Source organism: Streptomyces sp. S4.7, assembly GCF_010384365.1.
Classification (GTDB): Bacteria; Actinomycetota; Actinomycetes; order Streptomycetales; family Streptomycetaceae; genus Streptomyces.
The window spans coordinates 2,585,132-2,601,892 of sequence record NZ_CP048397.1 but is presented as its reverse complement, the minus strand read 5'-3'; the positions used below and the strand labels follow the sequence as shown (position 1 = coordinate 2,601,892).

At 70.5% G+C, this 16,761-nt stretch carries 14 protein-coding genes and 1 pseudogene; 8 read left to right on the top strand and 7 right to left on the bottom strand.

Annotated elements, in window-relative coordinates; all coding sequences use genetic code 11:
• Positions 1-13: 13 nt before the first annotated feature.
• From SSPS47_RS11420 to SSPS47_RS11410, 3 genes are all read right to left on the bottom strand, one after another.
• Positions 14-754, bottom strand: a complete 741-nt coding sequence (locus SSPS47_RS11420; RefSeq protein WP_147875591.1) for an ABC transporter substrate-binding protein — start codon at positions 752-754, stop codon at positions 14-16.
• A 344-nt stretch (positions 755-1,098) separates the two neighbouring features.
• A complete protein-coding gene (locus SSPS47_RS11415) occupies positions 1,099-2,760 on the bottom strand; it encodes a hypothetical protein (RefSeq protein WP_164250756.1) in 1,662 nt (553 codons plus the stop codon).
• A 117-nt stretch (positions 2,761-2,877) separates the two neighbouring features.
• Positions 2,878-4,479, bottom strand: a complete 1,602-nt coding sequence (locus SSPS47_RS11410) for a tetratricopeptide repeat protein (protein ID WP_239064854.1) — start codon at positions 4,477-4,479, stop codon at positions 2,878-2,880.
• Positions 4,480-4,577: 98 nt separating this feature from the next.
• Between SSPS47_RS11410 and SSPS47_RS11405 the strand changes: the two genes are divergently transcribed.
• Together SSPS47_RS11405 and SSPS47_RS11400 are read left to right on the top strand one after the other, a co-directional pair.
• Positions 4,578-6,005 carry an FAD-linked oxidase C-terminal domain-containing protein gene (locus SSPS47_RS11405; RefSeq protein ID WP_239064853.1) on the top strand — a complete coding sequence of 476 codons (1,428 nt, stop codon included), beginning with the start codon at positions 4,578-4,580 and terminating at the stop codon, positions 6,003-6,005.
• A gap of 138 nt (positions 6,006-6,143) precedes the next feature.
• A complete protein-coding gene (locus tag SSPS47_RS11400; protein WP_147875512.1) occupies positions 6,144-6,530 on the top strand; it encodes a VOC family protein in 387 nt (128 codons plus the stop codon).
• A 42-nt stretch (positions 6,531-6,572) separates the two neighbouring features.
• Here the strand turns inward: SSPS47_RS11400 and SSPS47_RS11395 are convergent, their stop codons facing one another.
• A complete protein-coding gene (locus tag SSPS47_RS11395; RefSeq protein ID WP_164250754.1) occupies positions 6,573-7,049 on the bottom strand; it encodes an SsgA family sporulation/cell division regulator in 477 nt (158 codons plus the stop codon).
• Between the two features lie 230 nt (positions 7,050-7,279).
• Between SSPS47_RS11395 and SSPS47_RS11390 the strand changes: the two genes are divergently transcribed.
• Positions 7,280-8,872 (top strand): RDD family protein, encoded by a 1,593-nt coding sequence (locus SSPS47_RS11390; RefSeq protein ID WP_164250752.1) that lies wholly within the window; start codon positions 7,280-7,282, stop codon positions 8,870-8,872.
• Positions 8,873-8,958: 86 nt separating this feature from the next.
• Positions 8,959-9,666 (top strand): RDD family protein, encoded by a 708-nt coding sequence (locus SSPS47_RS11385; RefSeq protein ID WP_164250751.1) that lies wholly within the window; start codon positions 8,959-8,961, stop codon positions 9,664-9,666.
• Here the strand turns inward: SSPS47_RS11385 and SSPS47_RS11380 are convergent.
• Positions 9,652-9,951 carry a hypothetical protein gene (locus SSPS47_RS11380; RefSeq protein WP_164250749.1) on the bottom strand — a complete coding sequence of 100 codons (300 nt, stop codon included), beginning with the start codon at positions 9,949-9,951 and terminating at the stop codon, positions 9,652-9,654. The genes SSPS47_RS11385 and SSPS47_RS11380 overlap by 15 nt on opposite strands.
• Before the next feature lie 397 nt (positions 9,952-10,348).
• Here SSPS47_RS11380 and SSPS47_RS11375 point away from each other — a divergent pair, with 397 nt between their 5' ends.
• Both SSPS47_RS11375 and SSPS47_RS11370 read left to right on the top strand, forming a co-directional pair.
• Entirely contained in the window at positions 10,349-12,763 is a 2,415-nt protein-coding gene (locus SSPS47_RS11375) for an immune inhibitor A domain-containing protein (protein WP_147875507.1), read from the top strand.
• A gap of 123 nt (positions 12,764-12,886) precedes the next feature.
• A pseudogene (locus SSPS47_RS11370) lies at positions 12,887-13,189 on the top strand (hypothetical protein); the annotation flags it as partial.
• Positions 13,190-13,442: 253 nt separating this feature from the next.
• Here SSPS47_RS11370 and SSPS47_RS11365 read toward each other — a convergent pair.
• Both SSPS47_RS11365 and SSPS47_RS11360 read right to left on the bottom strand, forming a co-directional pair.
• Positions 13,443-14,027, bottom strand: a complete 585-nt coding sequence (locus SSPS47_RS11365; RefSeq protein ID WP_147875506.1) for an isochorismatase family protein — start codon at positions 14,025-14,027, stop codon at positions 13,443-13,445.
• A 136-nt stretch (positions 14,028-14,163) separates the two neighbouring features.
• A complete protein-coding gene (locus SSPS47_RS11360) occupies positions 14,164-15,519 on the bottom strand; it encodes a nicotinate phosphoribosyltransferase (RefSeq protein WP_164250747.1) in 1,356 nt (451 codons plus the stop codon).
• Positions 15,520-15,720: 201 nt separating this feature from the next.
• Here SSPS47_RS11360 and clpS point away from each other — a divergent pair, with 201 nt between their 5' ends.
• Positions 15,721-16,026 (top strand): ATP-dependent Clp protease adapter ClpS, encoded by a 306-nt coding sequence (gene clpS / locus SSPS47_RS11355; RefSeq protein WP_147875504.1) that lies wholly within the window; start codon positions 15,721-15,723, stop codon positions 16,024-16,026.
• Positions 16,026-16,613, top strand: a complete 588-nt coding sequence (locus tag SSPS47_RS11350) for a DUF2017 domain-containing protein (protein ID WP_164250745.1) — start codon at positions 16,026-16,028, stop codon at positions 16,611-16,613. Before clpS ends, SSPS47_RS11350 begins: the two co-directional genes overlap by 1 nt.
• Positions 16,614-16,761 lie beyond the last annotated feature (148 nt).

The window sequence follows — 16,761 nt, the reverse complement described above, 5'->3', positions numbered from 1 at the left end:
CGGTGGTGGTTCCTCACTTCTTGGGAGCGGCGGGGAACCACTTCTTGTAGATCTCGTCGTAACGGCCGTCCGAGCGGGCCGCCTTGATCACCTTGTCGATCTCCTTGCGCAGCGCGTCGTTGCCGGTGCGCACACCGACGCCGTACTGCTCGCCGGTCTCGAACTCGGCGGTGACCTCGGTGTCCGGGTTCTTGCGCACGTACTCGAAGAGGACACCGTTGTCGTTGACGGCGGCGTCGACCTGCCCGGTCTTCACGGCCGTGAGCAGCAGAGCGACGTCCTCGAACTGGACGGTCTCCACGCCCTTCCCGTTCTTCTTCGCGTACTCCTCACCCGTCGTGCCCTGCTGGACGCCCAGCTTCTTGCCCTTGAGGCTCGCCAGCGAGTCGTAGGAGGAGCCCTTCTTGGTGACGAGCGCCTGTGTGGCGTCGAAGTAGGGCGCGGAGAAGTCCAGGTTCTCCTCACGGACGGGGGTGATCGTCATGCCCGCGGCGGCCACGTCACACTTGCGGGCGTTGAGGTCCTCACCCGTCTGGATGCCCTCGAAAGGCGTGTCGACGATCTCCTGGGTGACCTTGAGCTCCTTGGCGACCAGATCCACCAGGTCCACGTCGAACCCGACGATCTTGTTGTCCTGGCGGGACTGGAAGGGCTCGTACGGCAGATGGGTGCAGGTCGTGAGCTTGCCGGACTTCACCAGCTCCACCTTCGAGCCGTCGGTCGCGGTGGACTCGGTGCTCGTGCACCCCGTCATGGCGACGAGAGCGGCTGCGGTGGCTATGACGGGCAACACGTTACGCGTACGGGTGGACAAGACGCCTCCAGGGCGGGGGACGGACAACAGCCCACATGGTGTGTGAGTTGCGCCGATCTTGCCATCGGTGGTCCCCGATGTCTCCTCACCGGGGACGGGGTTAACCAGGTCGTCACGGCAGCGTGACGGCGCCGCGTCCGGCGCCCTGCCCGGCTGCCCGTTCGGTCTCTCGTCCGGCCCGTTCGGGCCGGGAACGGTGGCCGGGCGGGTGACCGTTCGTGCGGCCACCCGCCCGGTCGGCGGAACCAGGCGTCGCGGGCCGGGCGGGACTTTCCGGACACGGCCTAGGTGATGGGTTTCGTCTGCGTGCAGTTCTTCCACTCGACCCAGGGGCGCGCCCCGCCGTTCTTCGGGCCGGTGGCGTACTCCGGGTTGCCGGTGATCGTCTGGTTCTTCTCCTCGTGCGTGATGTCGATGCCGAAGAGTTTGAACCCGGCGGTGACCTGGCCGGCGGAGATCCCGAAGCCGATGCCGAGGGAGGCGTTCCACCAGTCGGTGTTGGCGTTGTAGTCCAGTCGCGACAGCTTGCCCTTGTCGTGGAGGAGGCGCTCCAGCGGGCCGGCGTCGCTGCCCGGGACCTCCGCCGCGTCCGAGGGGGTGGGCAGGACGTCACTGGCCGGGAAGTCGCCCCGGCCGCGCAGCCAGTCCTCGACCAGCTTGCTGTCGGCGTCGTTGTCCAGCGCGACCTCGGCCGACTCGGTGTGGATCTGCGACTTGATGTTGCCGCCACCACCACCCACATCGATCGTCACCGGCGTACCGGGAACATTGGCGCCCGCACCGGCCTGGATGCCGACGCCCTCACCGTTCTCCTGACTGGTCGTGATCACCAGCTTCTCCGGGCGGTGCTCCTTGCCGTTCTTCTCCTCCTGGTCGAACGTGGCCGCGTCGTAGGTCACGGAGACCTGCTGCATACGGGTGGCCTTGCCCTGGGCGATCTCGCCGCCCTTGGCGTCGACGCTGAAGGTGTAGACGAAGGTGATCTTCCCGGCGTTGGGGCCGGTGTTGGCGCGCATGACCACGACGTCCTCGGTCATGGTGCCGCTGCCGAACTCACCCGAGATGTTCCCCAGGTCGGTCGGCTTGCCGTCCTTGTCCTTGCCGCCCTTGCCCTTCTTGAACCCCTTGCCGAAGCTCACACCGCCCGAGACCTCGGTGCTGGTCTTGGTGATGTCGACGTCCGGCGCACGCTCCGGCGGCAGATCGGGCTTCTTGGATGCCGCGTCCTGCTGGCAGGCACCCATGTTCGCACCGGGGTTGTACCCGCTCTGGTAGCGGCAGCCGTCGTTCTGCTTGAGGTACGCGGCGAACTTCTTGGCGTCCTCCAGGTTCAGCTCAAGGTCCTTCTGCGGATCGCCGGTCTTGTTGCCGTTGAACAGCCACTGACCGCCGCTGCCGCTGCCCTTCATGTAACTGCCGCTGAGCGAGGCACTGCCGCCCCACTCCTTCAGCCCGGGGATACCGGCCGAGATGCTGGCCGTGGCCCCCACGCTGCCTTCGCCGACGCGTTCCAGGGTGACGGTGCCGTCCGACCACTGCTGGACCTTGAGCTGCTCGGAGCCGCTGATCTTGATGAAGAGGATCTGGACGACGACCGTGGTCTTGGTCTGATCCTGGGAGAGCAGGCACTTCGCCGGCTGGAAGGGATCGCCGGGGGGCGCCTCGGGTATCTCGCCGTCCCCGCCACCGCCACCGCCACCGCCACCGCCTCCGCCGTCGTCCCCGCCTCCGTCGCCGGAGTCGCAACCCTCGCCGCCGTCACCGGCGCCCACGATGCGGCAGACCGCGTCCTTCAGCGCCACGGACGTGTCGTCGGGGACCGTCAGCGCGAGAATCGCGCCGACGATCGCGGCGACGACGCCTATCAGCGCGACGTACTCGACACCGCCCTGGCCCCGTTCACCGCGCCGATGTCGCGAACCGTCTGCGCACTGCGTGCCGTTCATCCGGACTCCTCGCCCAAGTGGTCAGCCATTTCCCCGAGCGAAATGGAGACTAAGGACGAGGCATGGCCCAGAAGCAGGGCCTCAGGACCCAGTTCCGGGCCCAGTGGAGCCGATCATTCAGTTTCGGGCGGCGGACGGTGCCGATACGGGCACCGTGGGTGTGGATACGGGCTCCGAACGCGCCGGCGACGCGGACGGCACCGACGGCGTCCAGGGCGCAACCGAGGGCGCGGGCGATGCGGACGGCGTCCGGGGCCCCGGCGCCGCACTCCTCGACGGGGCCGTGGGCGACGGCGTCAGCGGCGTGCTCCCGCCGTCCCCGTACATGTCCTTCGGACCACCGCCCGGCAGCGGGCCCAGTGTTTCCAGCGCTTTACGGGCCTTCGGCGCCAGCAGCGGCGAGAACCGGGGGTTCGTCCGCAGCGCCTCCTCCAGATGGCGGCGCGCCGGGCCCGCCATCCCCAGCGCGCGCTCGATCTCACCCCGGTGGTACGAGAACAGCGCGCTCCGCATCCCCTGGTCCGTCGCCCTCTTCGCGTACGGCAGCGCCTTCTTGGCGTTCCCCGCCCGGTACAGCGCCCACGCCAGCGCGTCCGACACCCGCATGCTCCGGTGGCCGCGCCGCCACTGCGACTCCAGCCGGTCCACCGCCGCCTTCGGTGAGCCGTGGTCGGTCTCGAAACGGGCCAGCAGCAGTTCCTCGTTCACCCCGTCGGCCGCGGCCCTCGTCGTACGCTCCCTGAGCAGCTCGTACTGGCTCCGCGCGTCCCCGTCCAGCCCCATCGATTCGTACAACTCGCCCAGTTCCAGGGCGTACTCGGGCAGTGGGCGCTCCGCGAGGGCCGACTGGTAGTCCTGGGACGCCTCGTCCGTCCGGCCCAGCGCCGCCAGGACGCGCGCCCGGCCCGCCCGCGACTGGTGGTGGTCCGGTGCCGTCCTCAGCGCCCCGTCGTAGTGCCTCAGCGCCTCCTTCGGCTCACCGCGTTCCCAGGCGAGCGCGCCGAGGGCGTGCAGCGCGGCCGCCCTCTCCACCGGCGTACCCGCCTTCATCAGCGCCTCGTCCGCCTTGGCCGCCGCGTCCTCGCGCCACCCCCGGTCGCGGTAGACCAGCGACGACACCGACAGCACGCGGGTACCGGAGTGCAGCGCCCGGAGCCTGTCCAGGGCCTTGCCCGCCGCCACGTAGTCACCGAGTCCGTTGTACGCCTCGATCAGCACCGGATACGTCGCCCAGCGGGCCGGGTCCGCCTTCCGTACCGCCTCGCCCCACTTCCTGGCCGACGCGTAGTCGTGCCGCGCGTTGGCCAGCGTGGCCAGGCCCGCCGTCGCCGCCGGGTTGCGCCGCTCACCCGGTGTGACGTCGAGCGAGCGGCGCAGTGCCCGCTCGGCCTTCGGGTAGTACGCCGTGTCCGCCCGCAGCCCGCCGCGCTCCACGTACGCCGCGCCCAGCACCGCCCAGGACTCCGCGTCCCTCGGGTTCTTCCGCAGCCACGCCTCCCGGTCCCGGATCAGCGCCGCCACGTCCTTCAGGGCGGCGGGCGCACCCGCGCCGACCGCCGCCCTGGCACGTGCCTCGGGACCCGGCGCCGGCGGCTCCTCGCCTCTGTCCGGTACGAACACGAGGACGCCCGCGACGAGGACCGCCCCCACACCTGTCGCCAGCGCGGCCCTTTTGATGTGCCTCATGTGCTGCGTGTTCATGGTGTTCTTGGCGTTCATGTGATTACTGTGCGTCAATACGAAGACCACACCTGGCCTTGTGGATGTGGATCGCAGACGGGTTCACACCGATGGCCCCGCAGTGCCACGCTGGGATCATGGATGACCTCGTCGCGACAGTGCCCGCCAGCTCCTCCGCCTCCTCCGCCCCCGTCGCCACGGACGGCCTCCTCGCCGAGCTGCGAGCAGGGCTGCCCGCCGAAGCCCTGATCACCGACCCGGACATCACGGCGTCCTACGCGAACGACATGGCGAGTTTCTGCGAAGCGGGCTCCCCGGCGGTGGTCGTACTGCCGCGCACCGTCGAGCAGGTCCAGCACGTGATGCGCACCGCGACGGCGCTGCGCGTCCCCGTGGTGCCGCAGGGCGCCCGTACGGGACTGTCGGGCGCCGCCAACGCCTCCGACGGCTGCATCGTGCTGTCCCTCGTCAAGATGGACAAGATCCTGGAGATCAGCCCCGTCGACCGGATCGCGGTCGTCGAGCCCGGCGTCGTGAACGCGGTGCTCTCACGCGCCGTCGGCGAGCACGGGCTCTACTACCCGCCGGACCCCTCCAGCTGGGAGACCTGCACCATCGGCGGCAACATCGGCACCGCGTCCGGCGGGCTGTGCTGCGTGAAGTACGGCGTCACCGCCGAGTACGTACTGGGCCTGGACGTCGTCCTCGCCGACGGCCGGCTCCTGACCACCGGCCGCCGCACGGCCAAGGGCGTCGCCGGATACGACCTCACCCGGCTGTTCGTCGGTTCGGAGGGCAGCCTCGGCATCGTCGTCAAGGCCGTCCTCGCGCTGAAGCCCGCACCGCCCCAGCAGCTCGTCCTGGCGGCCGAGTTCGCCTCCGCGGCCGCCGCCTGCGACGCCATCTGCCGGATCATGGAGCGCGGCCACACCCCGTCCCTGCTGGAGCTGATGGACCGCACCACCGTCCGCGCGGTCAACTCCCTGGCGAACATGGGCCTGCCCGAGACCACCGAGGCCCTGCTGCTCTGCGCGTTCGACACCGCCGACCCGGCGGCCGACCTCGCCGCCGTCGGAGAACTCTGTACGGCGGCCGGTGCCACCGAGGTCGTCCCCGCCGACGATCCCGCCGAGTCCGAAATGCTGCTCCAGGCCCGCCGGTTGGCGCTCGTCGCGCTGGAGGCGGTCAAGGGCACCACGATGATCGACGACGTGTGCGTCCCGCGCTCCCGCCTCGCCGACGTCCTTGAGGGCATCGACCGCGTCGCGGCGAAGTACGACCTCACGATCGGCGTCTGCGCCCACGCGGGTGACGGCAACACCCACCCCACGGTCTGCTTCGACGCCTCGGACCCGGACGAGTCCCGGCGTGCCCGGGAGTCGTTCGACGAGATCATGGCGCTGGGCCTCGAACTGGGCGGCACCATCACCGGGGAGCACGGTGTCGGCGTCCTGAAGAAGGAGTGGCTCTCCCGCGAACTGGGCCCGGTCGGCATGGAGTTGCAGCGCGGCATCAAGAAGACGTTCGACCCGCTGGACCTGCTGAACCCCGGGAAGCTCTTCTGACCGGGCCGTCGGACTTTGGCCGTACACAGTACGTCGTACGGCCAAAGTCCGATGGCCCGGCGGAGCGGGGCGGCCTACCGTGAAGGCGACAAGGAGCAGGTCAGCCGCAGTTGACCGCACTTCGACCGGGGAGGTTCCGTGCCCGCCCGTCTTGACCACACCATCGTCCTCAGCCGCGACCGGTTCGCCTCCGCGCGCTTTCTCGCGGAGCTGATCGGTGAGCCCGAGCCCAAGCCCTTCGGGCCGTTCGCGAGCCTGCCGCTCGACGGGGGAGTCACCCTCGACTATCTCGACTCGTCCCCGGACTCGGACATCGTCAGCCAGCACCTGGCCTTCCTGGTGTCCGAGGAGGAGTTCGACGAGATCTTCACACGTATGAAGGACCGCGAACTCCCCTACTGGGCCGACCCGAGGCACGAGCAGCCGCAGCGGATCAACCATCACCACGGGGGCCGCGGGGTCTATCTCGACGACCCCGACGGCCACTCGCTCGAATTCATCACCCATACGTACATCGTCGACTGAGGGCACGGTCGCCGACGCGGACCCGGACACCGGCGGCGGGCGTCAGGACTCTCCGTCGGCGGACTCGTCGGAGGGCCATGGGTCCCGCAGCCACAGATCGTCGGCCGGCATCGGGGCCAGCAGCAGCTCCAGCCCCGCGTCGATCCCCAGCCGGTCCGTCTCCGTCCCCGGCGGCACCAGCCGCAGCGTCCGCTCCAGCCACGCCGACACCGCCCCCGACGGCGCCTCCAGGAGCGCGTCGCCGTCGGGGGAGGACAGGGCCACGCACAGGACGGTGCGCCCGTCGACCTTCGTGGGCCAGATCCGTACGTCACCGTGGCCGCACGGCCGGAACACCCCCTCGACCAGGAGTTCGCGTGCGAACGTCCAGTTGACCGGGGTGTCCGAGCCGATGTGGAAGGAGATGTGCACCGCGTACGGATCCGCCGTGCGATACGTCAGCCGGGCGGGGACGGGGATGCTGCGCTCGGGCGAGAGCACCAGATTGAGCTCCAGTTCGCGTTCCATCACGCTGTGCATGTCAGTGCTCCTTCGTCGTACGGTGCCCGGGGTGTGGGCCGTACCGTTTGAGAGCGCCGACTCCCGCGTTGATTACGCGACTTCGGGCAAGAACTTGCTCCCGCGACGTACCGTGACTCTTTCGTGACCGAATCGAGGTCCAAACGGCTGGATGGACCCGGGGCCGTGCGGTGGTCTGATAGATGTGGACCCTTGAGTTGAGCCCATCGAAGAGATACGGGACCACGGTGATGAGCGCCCCGACCTCGGCAACCGGAGACGGCAGCCCTTCCCCCGGCTACTACCCGGACCCGTCCATCCCCGGCTATGTCCGGTACTGGAACGGCGGGTCCTGGGTACCCGGCACCAGCCGGCCGGCGCCGCAGTCCGGCGAGGCCATGCCGGAACCGCCCCCGGGGGTGGCCGCGGCGCCCCCCGGCCCGGCGGCCCGGCGGACCCCGGCCCCGGCGGTCGAGGAGACGGGGCCGATGTTCTTCGACGAGGACCCCGCCGGGGAGCCCCGTCAGGAACCGGCCTCCGTCTGGCAGGCCGACGCCCGCAGGCAGAGCGGCTTCGGCGGCGAGCGCGACGCCCGCGTCTCCTGGGGCGAGGGTCCGCAGGACGCGCGGAGCCGGCCCGCCGCGCAGGGCGCGCCGGAACCGGAGGACGCCAAGGACCCCCGGTACGGGCGGGACTCGCGCGACCCCCGGGTGCCCGGCCAGGCGGCGGAGCCCCCTGCCGATCCCACCGGCGGCGCGCTGCCCGGCGTACGGGCCCTGGGCCCCGGCCCCGGCTCGGGCCCGGGTGACGGCGACTCACCCCCCGAGGGCACGGTCGCGATCCGCGTCCCGCGCCCCGGACGCGGGGGCCGGGGCCCGCGCCCGGACGCGGGCACCGGCCCCGCGCCGCGAGGCGCCGAGGCGCCCACCGACGGCACCGTCACCATCCGCCCGGTGGGCGGCGGTCCGCGAGGCGAGCAGGCCACGGGCCGTACGGGTCAGACCGAGGGCACCATGGCCATCCGCGCCGTGCGGCCCCGCTCCGGCGGCCCGGCGGCGGCCCCGCCGCAGACACCTCAGCAGCCGCACCAGCCCCAACCTCAGCCGCACCAGCCCCAACCCCAGCCGCACACCCCGCAGCAGCCCGACCCGCTCCAGTTCCGCTCCATGCAGCCCCCCGCCACCGGCCCGCTCGCACCCGGCCCCGGCGGCGGTTCGCCCTCCTGGGCGCAGCAGGTGCACCAGCTCGCGCAGTCACCGGGCACGCCGTCCACCGGCGCCGACCCGGCCGCGGGAGGGCCGGTGGTGCCGTGGAAGCCACCGGTCAACGACCCGTTCCTGCAAGCCGCCCAGGCCCAGGCGGCGGCGCGCCCCGCCGGACTGGGCAAGCGGTTCGCCGCCCGGCTGATCGACAGCGTCGTCCTCCTCGGGATCGTCGGTGCCGTCTCCGTACCTCTGGTGTCCAAGGCGCTCGCCCACATCGACGACAAGGTCGAGGCCGCGAAGCAGACCGGCGAGACCGTCACGGTCTGGCTGATCGACGGCACGACCGCCGGCTACTTCGGCGCGGTGCTCGCCGCGCTGCTGGTCATCGGCGTCCTGTACGAGGCGCTGCCGACCGCCAAGTGGGGCCGGACACTCGGCAAGAAGCTGTGCGGTCTGGAGGTGCGGGACATCGAGTCGTTCGAGGCCCCCTCCTTCGGCTCGGCGCTGCGCCGCTGGCTCGTGTACGGGGTGCTCGGGGTGCTCGTCGTCGGCGTACTGAACGTGCTGTGGTGCGTCTTCGACCGGCCGTGGCGGCAGTGCTGGCACGACAAGGCGGCGCGTACGTTCGTCGCGGGGTGACGCGGGGTCATCCGCGGGCGGTGGCGGCTCCCCCGAACGGCCGGTGAGCCGTTGCGGGCAGCCGCACGGCGGGGTGCACTGCCCCCATGAGCAACGATCAGCCGACGCCCGGTCAGCCGCCCGAGGACGACCCGTTCCGCAAGCAGCCGCCGCCCGACGGGCCGCCGCCGGCCGGTGGTACGCCTCCGGGTGGCGGTACGCCGCCTCGTTACGGTGAACCGTACGGCGGTGCCAACCCGCCGCCGCCGGGCGACCCGTACGGCGGATCCGCGCCGCCGCCTCCCGGTGACCCGTACGGCGGGAACGATCCGCTCCGCGGCATGCCGCCGCTCGCGCCCATGGGCAAGCGCATCCTCGCGCGGATCGTCGACTGGATCATCGTCGCGATCCCGCTCGCGCTCATCAGCATCCCGTTCAACGTCTACCACCGCTGGTCGAACAGCTCCGACAACTGGGACGACGCTGTCAACGGCGTGAACGGCGGCGGGCAGTGGGTCTTCCGGATCATCACCATCGTGGCGTTCGTCGGCTACGACGCGGTCATGACGCAGTGGGGCGGCCAGACCCTCGGCAAGCGGCTCTTCAAGATCCGCGTGGCGATGCTCAACGACGGACGCGTGCCCGACTCCCGGTCCTCGCTCCTGCGGGCCCTCGTGCTCTGGGTCCCCGCACTCGTCTGCTGCGCCTGCTTCTGGCCGCTGCTGATCCTGATTCTGATCCTGGTCGACCGGCCCTACCGGCAGGGGCTGCACGACAAGGCGGCGAAGACCGTGGTGGTGTCAGCGGCGCAGTGACGCCGGAACCCGGGTCTGCGCGGCGGACGACGATCCGGTGGCGGGGCCCGAGGACGAGGAGGTACTGACGTGCTCCGTACGACCGGCGGACACCGGATGAGTGGCTGTCGAGCTGCGTGGCTCGGCCGCCTTCACGGACACCAGAACGCCGAGACAGAGGGCGACGAGCGCGATCACCGCGATGCCGACGACCGACGTGACGCCGGAGAGCAGCAGCATCGAGAGTGTGGCGAGGACGACGGTTGCGGAACCGTAGGCAAGCTGTGCGGCAGTCGGACGCGGCATGGCTGTATCCGTCCCTCGGGGCAATCGGGATTGATTTCGGGGGTGTTGGGGGTGTCTCGCGTGTCTCCGCGGGGTCGCTCTGTCAAATGACCCTACGACGGTGAATGCCCGGCAGGAACCGACAGTAAGCGTGACCTAACCCACGAGGCCGGAGCATGGGGGGCGCACGGAGTCACACGCCCCCGCTATATGACACCTCGGTGCGCCCGCAGTCCGGTCCTTCGGTGTCCGGATTCCGGAACTGAACTCGTGCATAGTGCACTTGGCCTGTTCAAGTCAAGGGCTGTCTTTTCTCCTTCAACTCCGGTCGAATGTCGTCACTTGTGACGCGCACCCCGCGCGCGGATCCCCACACATCCGGTCCGCGGACTCCGGGTGCGGGGAGAGGAAACGTCAAGTGACCATCAATCGACGGGCGATCAGAGCGTCCGCGGTGTTCGTGGCCCTCGCCACGGCAGCCGCGACGGCGTCGGCGCTCACCCCGGCGCAGGCCGAGGACAGCCCCACAGCAGGTCCGGCGAGTATCGAGCGCCGCGACCCGGCGCCGCAGAAGGGCCATGTCGAGCACGACCTCGAAGGCCCCTTCAGCAAGCAGCAGGAGCAGCAGCGGAAGGCCGCCCTGGAGCAGGTGCTGGCCGGCGACGCGAAGGTCCTCAAGCGCGACGGCTCCAAGGTCGTCAAGCTCGACGACAAGAAGTACGTCGAGCTCGGCCGGGAGAAGACCGACAAGATCTTCACGATCCTGGTGGAGTTCGGCGACGAGGTCGACGACACCACCATGTACGACCCCGACGGTGCGGACGGCCCCGAGGCCCCCATCAAGAAGTACGGCGGCGAGCCCGGCCCGCAGCACAACGAGATAGCGGAGCCCGACCGGAAGGTGGACAACTCCACCGCCTGGCAGGCCGACTACAACCAGCAGCACTTCCAGGACCTCTACTTCGGTGAGGGCAAGGACGCGGCCGGCAAGCCGAAGGAGTCGCTGAAGACCTACTACGAGAAGACCTCGTCCGGCCGGTACTCGGTCGACGGTGCGGTCTCCGACTGGGTCAAGGTCAAGTACAACGAGGCCCGTTACGGCTCGAACTACTGCGGCGACTCCAACTGCGCCAACGTCTGGGACGCGGTGCGCGACGGCACCACCGCCTGGGCCGCCGACCAGAAGGCCAAGGGCCGGACGGACGCGCAGATCAAGGCCGACCTCGCGTCGTACGACGAGTGGGACCGCTACGACTTCGACGGCGACGGCGACTTCAACGAGCCCGACGGGTACATCGACCACTTCCAGATCGTCCACGCGGGCGAGGACGAGTCGGCCGGCGGCGGCGCCGAGGGCGAGAACGCCCTGTGGGCGCACCGCTGGTACGCGTACGGCACGGACGCCGGCAAGACGGGCCCCGCGGACAACAAGTCCGGCGGAACCCAGATCGGTGAGACCGGCATCTGGGTCGGCGACTACACGATGCAGCCGGAGAACGGCGGACTCGGCGTCTTCGCGCACGAGTACGGCCACGACCTCGGTCTGCCCGACCTGTACGACACCTCGGGCGGCGGCGAGAACTCCACCGGATTCTGGTCCCTGATGTCCTCCGGTTCCTGGCTCGGCCGGGGCCAGGGCGAGATCGGCGACCTGCCCGGCGACATGACCGCCTGGGACAAGCTCCAGCTGGGCTGGCTCGACTACGACGAGGCCAAGGCCGCGACGGCGTCGACCCACAAGCTGGGCGTTTCCGCGTACAACACGAAGAACCCGCAGGCGCTCGTCGTCGAGCTGCCGAAGAAGCCGGTCACCACGACTGTCGTGAAGCCCGCCGAGGGCTCCAAGCAGTGGTGGAGCGACATGGGTGACGACCTCAAGAACACCCTCACCCGCTCCGTCGACCTCACCGGCAAGGCCAAGGCGTCGCTGGAACTGGACGGCTGGTGGGACATCGAGGCCAACTACGACTACCTGTACGCCGAGGTGTCGGAGGACGGCACCAACTGGACCCCGGTCGACGGCACCGCCGACGGCAAGGCCATCACGCGTGACGCGGGCGACAAGCCGGCCCTGACCGGTGTCTCCGGCGCCCACAAGAAGCTCGTCTACACGCTGGACGCGTACGCGGGCAAGAAGGTCGACGTCCGCTTCCGCTACCAGACGGACGGCGGCGCGGGCGGCAAGGGCTTCGCGGCCGACACGATCAGTGTCGTCGCCGACGGCGCCCCGCTGTTCACCGACAACGCCGAGGCGGACGACGCGGGCTGGACCGCGAAGGGCTTCTCGCGCATCGGTGAGTCGTTCACCCAGGACTACGACCAGTTCTACATCGCGGAGAACCGGCAGTACGTCAGCTACGACAAGACCCTCAAGTCGGGCCCGTACAACTTCGGCTTCAAGGCGCCGAAGGACGGCTGGGTCGAGCACTACGCGTACCAGAACGGCCTGATGATCTGGCTCTGGGACACCTCGCAGAAGGACAACAACACCAGCGTCCACCCCGGCAAGGGTCTGATCCTGCCGGTCGACGCGCACGCCAAGCCCCTGAAGTGGGCGGACGGCACGCTGATGCGCAACAGGATCCAGGCGTTCGACTCGTCGTTCAGCTGGTTCCCGACCGACTCGTTCAAGCTCCACAAGGCCGACGTGGCGCAGCGGATCGCCGCGCAGGCGGGCAAGCCCGTCTTCGACGACCGCAAGGGCACGTACTGGTACGAGGAGAACCCCACCGCCGGTGTCGACGTTCCTGACACCAACACCAAGATCAGCATCGTGAAGGAGCCGCTCAGTGGCTCCACGGTCACGGTGAAGGTGGACCGCTCGACCAAGTAAAAGGCATAACCGCAGGTCAAACCATGATCGGCCGTCGCCCCCTAGCGGGCGGCGGCCGATCGTGTTTAGGTGCGTCCTACCGACTCTTATTGACACGACGTCTCACGGGGGGATCGAGGACACATGGCAGGTGGAGGCTTCAGCAGGCTCCCGAACGGGACCGTGGTGGTGGCGCTGACCGTGCCCAGCCCGGCCGCCGAGGGCCGCACCGTACGGATCCTGGTGCACGCGATGAACCGGGCCCGCGCCCTGACCAGGCTGCGGAATCTGGGACTGCGCGCCGTCTATCTCCGCGGCAACGCGGAACCGCCGACACCGGACGAGATCACGGCGGTGCTGCACCATCCGGACGGTCTGGTCTGGCGGGCCACCCCGGAGTGCGCGGAGGAGCTCTGGCAGCCCATACGGTCCCTGCTGCGCCCGGCCCGCCGCTACGGGCCCCCCGACCCCCGCCCACCGCTGCGCCCCACCTTCACGCCCCCGCCGGCGCTCCCCCCACCCGGCTCCCCCTCCTGGCGCCGCCCGGGTCTTCGCACGGACAGCGGCAGCGCGGCGTAGCGGCCACCCGGCGGGCTCGGGACGTCCGGTGGCAGAGCCGCACGGGGCGCGGGCCGCCCGCGCTGCGGCGGCGCGGTGGGGGCCGGTCCGGCCGGGGGCCGGCTGCGTCCGGTCCCGCGGCCTACACCACCGGCTTGCCCGTCAGGTGGACGTTCGCCTCGCGCATCTGCGTCAGGGCGCGGTCCGTCGTCTCCTTGGAGACGCCCGCCGTCAGGTCCAGCAGCACGTGGGTGGTGAATCCCTCGCGCGCCGCGTCCAGGGCGGTCGCGCGTACGCAGTGGTCGGTCGCGATGCCGACCACGTCGACCTCCGACACCTCGCGCGCCCTGAGCCACTCCGCCAGCCGGACCCCGTTCTCGTCGGCGCCCTCGAAGCCGCTGTACGCCGCCGCGTAGGCGCCCTTGTCGAAGACCGCGTCGATCGAACCCGAGGCGACCGCGGGCGCGAAGTTCGGATGGAAGCCCACCCCCTCCGTGCCCGCCACACAGTGCACCGGCCACGAGTGCACGAAATCGGGGCGCGCGGAGAAGTGGTCACCCGGATCGATGTGGTGGTCACGTGTCGCGACGACGTGGCGGTAGCCGGCCGTCGTCTGTCCGATCAGATCGGTGATGGCGGCGGCCACGTCGGCGCCGCCCGACACCGCGAGGCTGCCGCCCTCGCAGAAGTCGTTCTGAACGTCCACGACTATCAGTGCGCGGTGCATGGCGGGTGTCCTTCGCTGGGGAGCGGGCGGGGGCCACCGAGCCTATGGCTTCCCGTTCCGGTTGGCCTCTCGGAGCCTGGCGTTCCCGGTCGCCGTCCGTTCATGCGTGCCACCCCTCTTCCAAACCTCGTGCCCGTCACATGTAGACGGTCGGGATGACCGGCTCACCGCGCGACAGCTGGATCGCCGACATCGGCAGCGCCGCCCGCGCCTCGACGTGCCGGTCCCGTACCGCGTCCAGGGGCTCGCGCGCGACCACCTCGCCGCCCTTGACCAGCTCAACCAGTAGCTGCCGGTCCAGCAGGTCCGCGGGTACGGGCCCGGTCCCGACGACCTCGGCCTCCGCGTACCCCTCGGCGTCCACCCGCCGCGCCGCCCACTTGCGGCCGCCGATCGACGTCTTGCCGCCCACCGCCTTCTTCGCCACCGCGTGCATCGGCGCCTTCGGATCGCCGGAGTGGGCACGGGCGACCAGTTTGTACACCATGGAGCAGGTCGGGTTGCCGCTGCCGGTGACCAGCTGGGTGCCGACCCCGTAGGCGTCCACCGGCGCCGCGGCCAGCGAGGCGATCGCGTACTCGTCCAGGTCGGAGGTGACCACGATCCGGGTGTTCACCGCGCCCAGTTCGTCCAGTTGCTGCCGCACCCGGTGCGCGACGAGCAGCAGGTCGCCGGAGTCGATGCGCACGGCCCCCAGCTCGGGCCCCGCGACGTCCACGGCCGTCCGGACCGCCTCCGCCACGTCGTAGGTGTCCACGAGCAGCGTCGTACCGCTGCCGAGCGCGTCGACCTGGGCCTGGAACGCGTGCCGCTCGTCGTCGTGCAGCAGCGTGAAGGCGTGCGCGCTGGTGCCCACCGTCGGGATGCCGTAACGGAACCCGGCCGCCAGGTCCGACGTGGTGTCGAAGCCGCCCACGTACGCGGCGCGCGACGCGGCGACGGCGGCCAGTTCGTGCGTGCGGCGCGCGCCCATCTCGATCAGCGGGCGCCCGCCGGCCGCGGCCGACATCCGGGACGCGGCGGCGGCGATCGCCGAGTCGTGGTTGAGGATCGACAGGATCACGGTCTCCAGCAGCACGCATTCGGCGAAGGAGCCCTCGACCCGCAGGATCGGCGAGCCGGGGAAGTACACCTCGCCCTCCCGGTAGCCCCAGATGTCCCCGCTGAAGCGGTAGCCGGCGAGCCAGTCGAGCGTCGCGCCGTCGACGATCTCGCGCTCGCGCAGAAAGCCGAGGACGTCCTCGTCGAAGCGGAAGTTCTCGACGGCGTCGAGGACGCGCCCGGTACCCGCGACCACTCCGTAACGCCGCCCCTCGGGCAGCCGCCGGGTGAACACCTCGAAGACGGAGCGGCGCTCGGCCGTGCCCGCCCGCAGCGCCGCCCGCAGCATCGTCAACTCGTACTGGTCGGTGAAGAGCGCGGTCGACGGGACGCCGACCCGTCGGCCGCCCTCGTCCTTCGCCAGGCCGTTCTCAAGGTCCGCAGAGTTCATACGAGCGATGCTACAGCGGATCTCGTCAGTTTGACGATTTCTAGTGAACGCCCTGAGCCCGGCGGGTCGGAGGCGACTCGGAAGCCTCCGGGGCCGCCGTTTGTGCGACAGGCCCCTCCTGGTGGCAGCATGGGGCTGTGAGGCTGTGCATCCCGGGGCGCGTCCCGGGACCCCCGGCGGAGAAGAAGGTCGTCCCGAACCGTGAGTGTTGCCCCGACAGAGATCGAACTTCCCGAGTCGGCCGAGGAGACGTTCACCGTCCCGGAACCTGACGTGCCGTGGATGACGATCGTCCACAACGACCCGGTCAACCTCATGAGTTATGTGACCTACGTCTTCCAGACGTACTTCGGCTACTCCAAGGACAAGGCGCACAAGCTGATGCTCGACGTCCACCAGAAGGGCCGCGCCATCGTCTCCAGCGGCAGCCGCGAGGAGATGGAACGCGACGTGCAGGCGATGCACGGATACGGCCTGTGGGCCACGCTCTCCCAGGACGCCGGCTGATGGCCGGGCAGTTCGAGGCGATCCCCGGCGGTGGCGCCGCCGTCGCGCTCGACGAGGTCGAGATCTCCATCCTGCGCTCCCTCGCCGTGCAGCTCCTGGAGCTGATCGGCCCCGGCGACGAACCGGCCCAGGGCGAGGACCCCCTGGCCGCGCTCTTCGCGGAGGGGCCGAGCGAACCGCCGTCCGACCCCGCGCTCGCCCGGCTCTTCCCGGACGCGTACGGCTTCGGCGACGACACCGACGACGAACTGCGCGAGTACGCCTCCGAGTTCAGGCGCTTCACCGAGAACGACCTGCGGAGCCGCAAGCGCGAGGACGGCCTGGCCGTCGTCCGCGACCTGGACGCCCTCTCCGCGTCCGGCGAGGGCGGGGCCGTACTGAAGCTGACGCCCGAGGACTGCCGGCACTGGCTCGGCGCGCTCAACGACCTGCGCCTGACGATCGGCAGCAGGCTGGACGTCTCCGACGAGGACGAGGGCGAGAGCCTGTACCGGCTGCCGGACTCGGACCCCCGCAAGCCGATGGTGATGGCGTACCTGTGGCTCGGGGCGCTCCAGGAGACGCTCGTCGAGACCATGATGCCGTGACGGATGCGGGGTCGCACCTCCCGCGCCCCGCCCCGCGACGGGTCCGTCCGGCCGGTCCGTCACAGGGTCTGTGTACCCCCGTCGCAGAGTCTGCGGACGGACATGCTCCGTTTCCTCAACGGACACTCGACTCCGGATAACGATCGCG

Bases quoted from the DNA above. Each gene is read 5' to 3' on its own strand.
- SSPS47_RS11365 (WP_147875506.1), bottom strand. From the start codon at position 14,027: ATGCACCGCGCACTGATAGTCGTGGACGTTCAGAACGACTTCTGCGAG.
- SSPS47_RS11380 (WP_164250749.1), bottom strand. From the start codon at position 9,951: ATGCCGCGTCCGACTGCCGCACAGCTTGCCTACGGTTCCGCAACCGTC.
- SSPS47_RS11415 (WP_164250756.1), bottom strand. From the start codon at position 2,760: ATGAACGGCACGCAGTGCGCAGACGGTTCGCGACATCGGCGCGGTGAA.
- SSPS47_RS11385 (WP_164250751.1), top strand. From the start codon at position 8,959: ATGAGCAACGATCAGCCGACGCCCGGTCAGCCGCCCGAGGACGACCCG.
- SSPS47_RS11410 (WP_239064854.1), bottom strand. From the start codon at position 4,479: ATGAACGCCAAGAACACCATGAACACGCAGCACATGAGGCACATCAAA.
- SSPS47_RS11350 (WP_164250745.1), top strand. From the start codon at position 16,026: ATGGCCGGGCAGTTCGAGGCGATCCCCGGCGGTGGCGCCGCCGTCGCG.
- SSPS47_RS11360 (WP_164250747.1), bottom strand. From the start codon at position 15,519: ATGAACTCTGCGGACCTTGAGAACGGCCTGGCGAAGGACGAGGGCGGC.
- SSPS47_RS11390 (WP_164250752.1), top strand. From the start codon at position 7,280: ATGAGCGCCCCGACCTCGGCAACCGGAGACGGCAGCCCTTCCCCCGGC.
- SSPS47_RS11395 (WP_164250754.1), bottom strand. From the start codon at position 7,049: ATGCACAGCGTGATGGAACGCGAACTGGAGCTCAATCTGGTGCTCTCG.
- SSPS47_RS11420 (WP_147875591.1), bottom strand. From the start codon at position 754: ATGACGGGGTGCACGAGCACCGAGTCCACCGCGACCGACGGCTCGAAG.
- SSPS47_RS11405 (WP_239064853.1), top strand. From the start codon at position 4,578: ATGGATGACCTCGTCGCGACAGTGCCCGCCAGCTCCTCCGCCTCCTCC.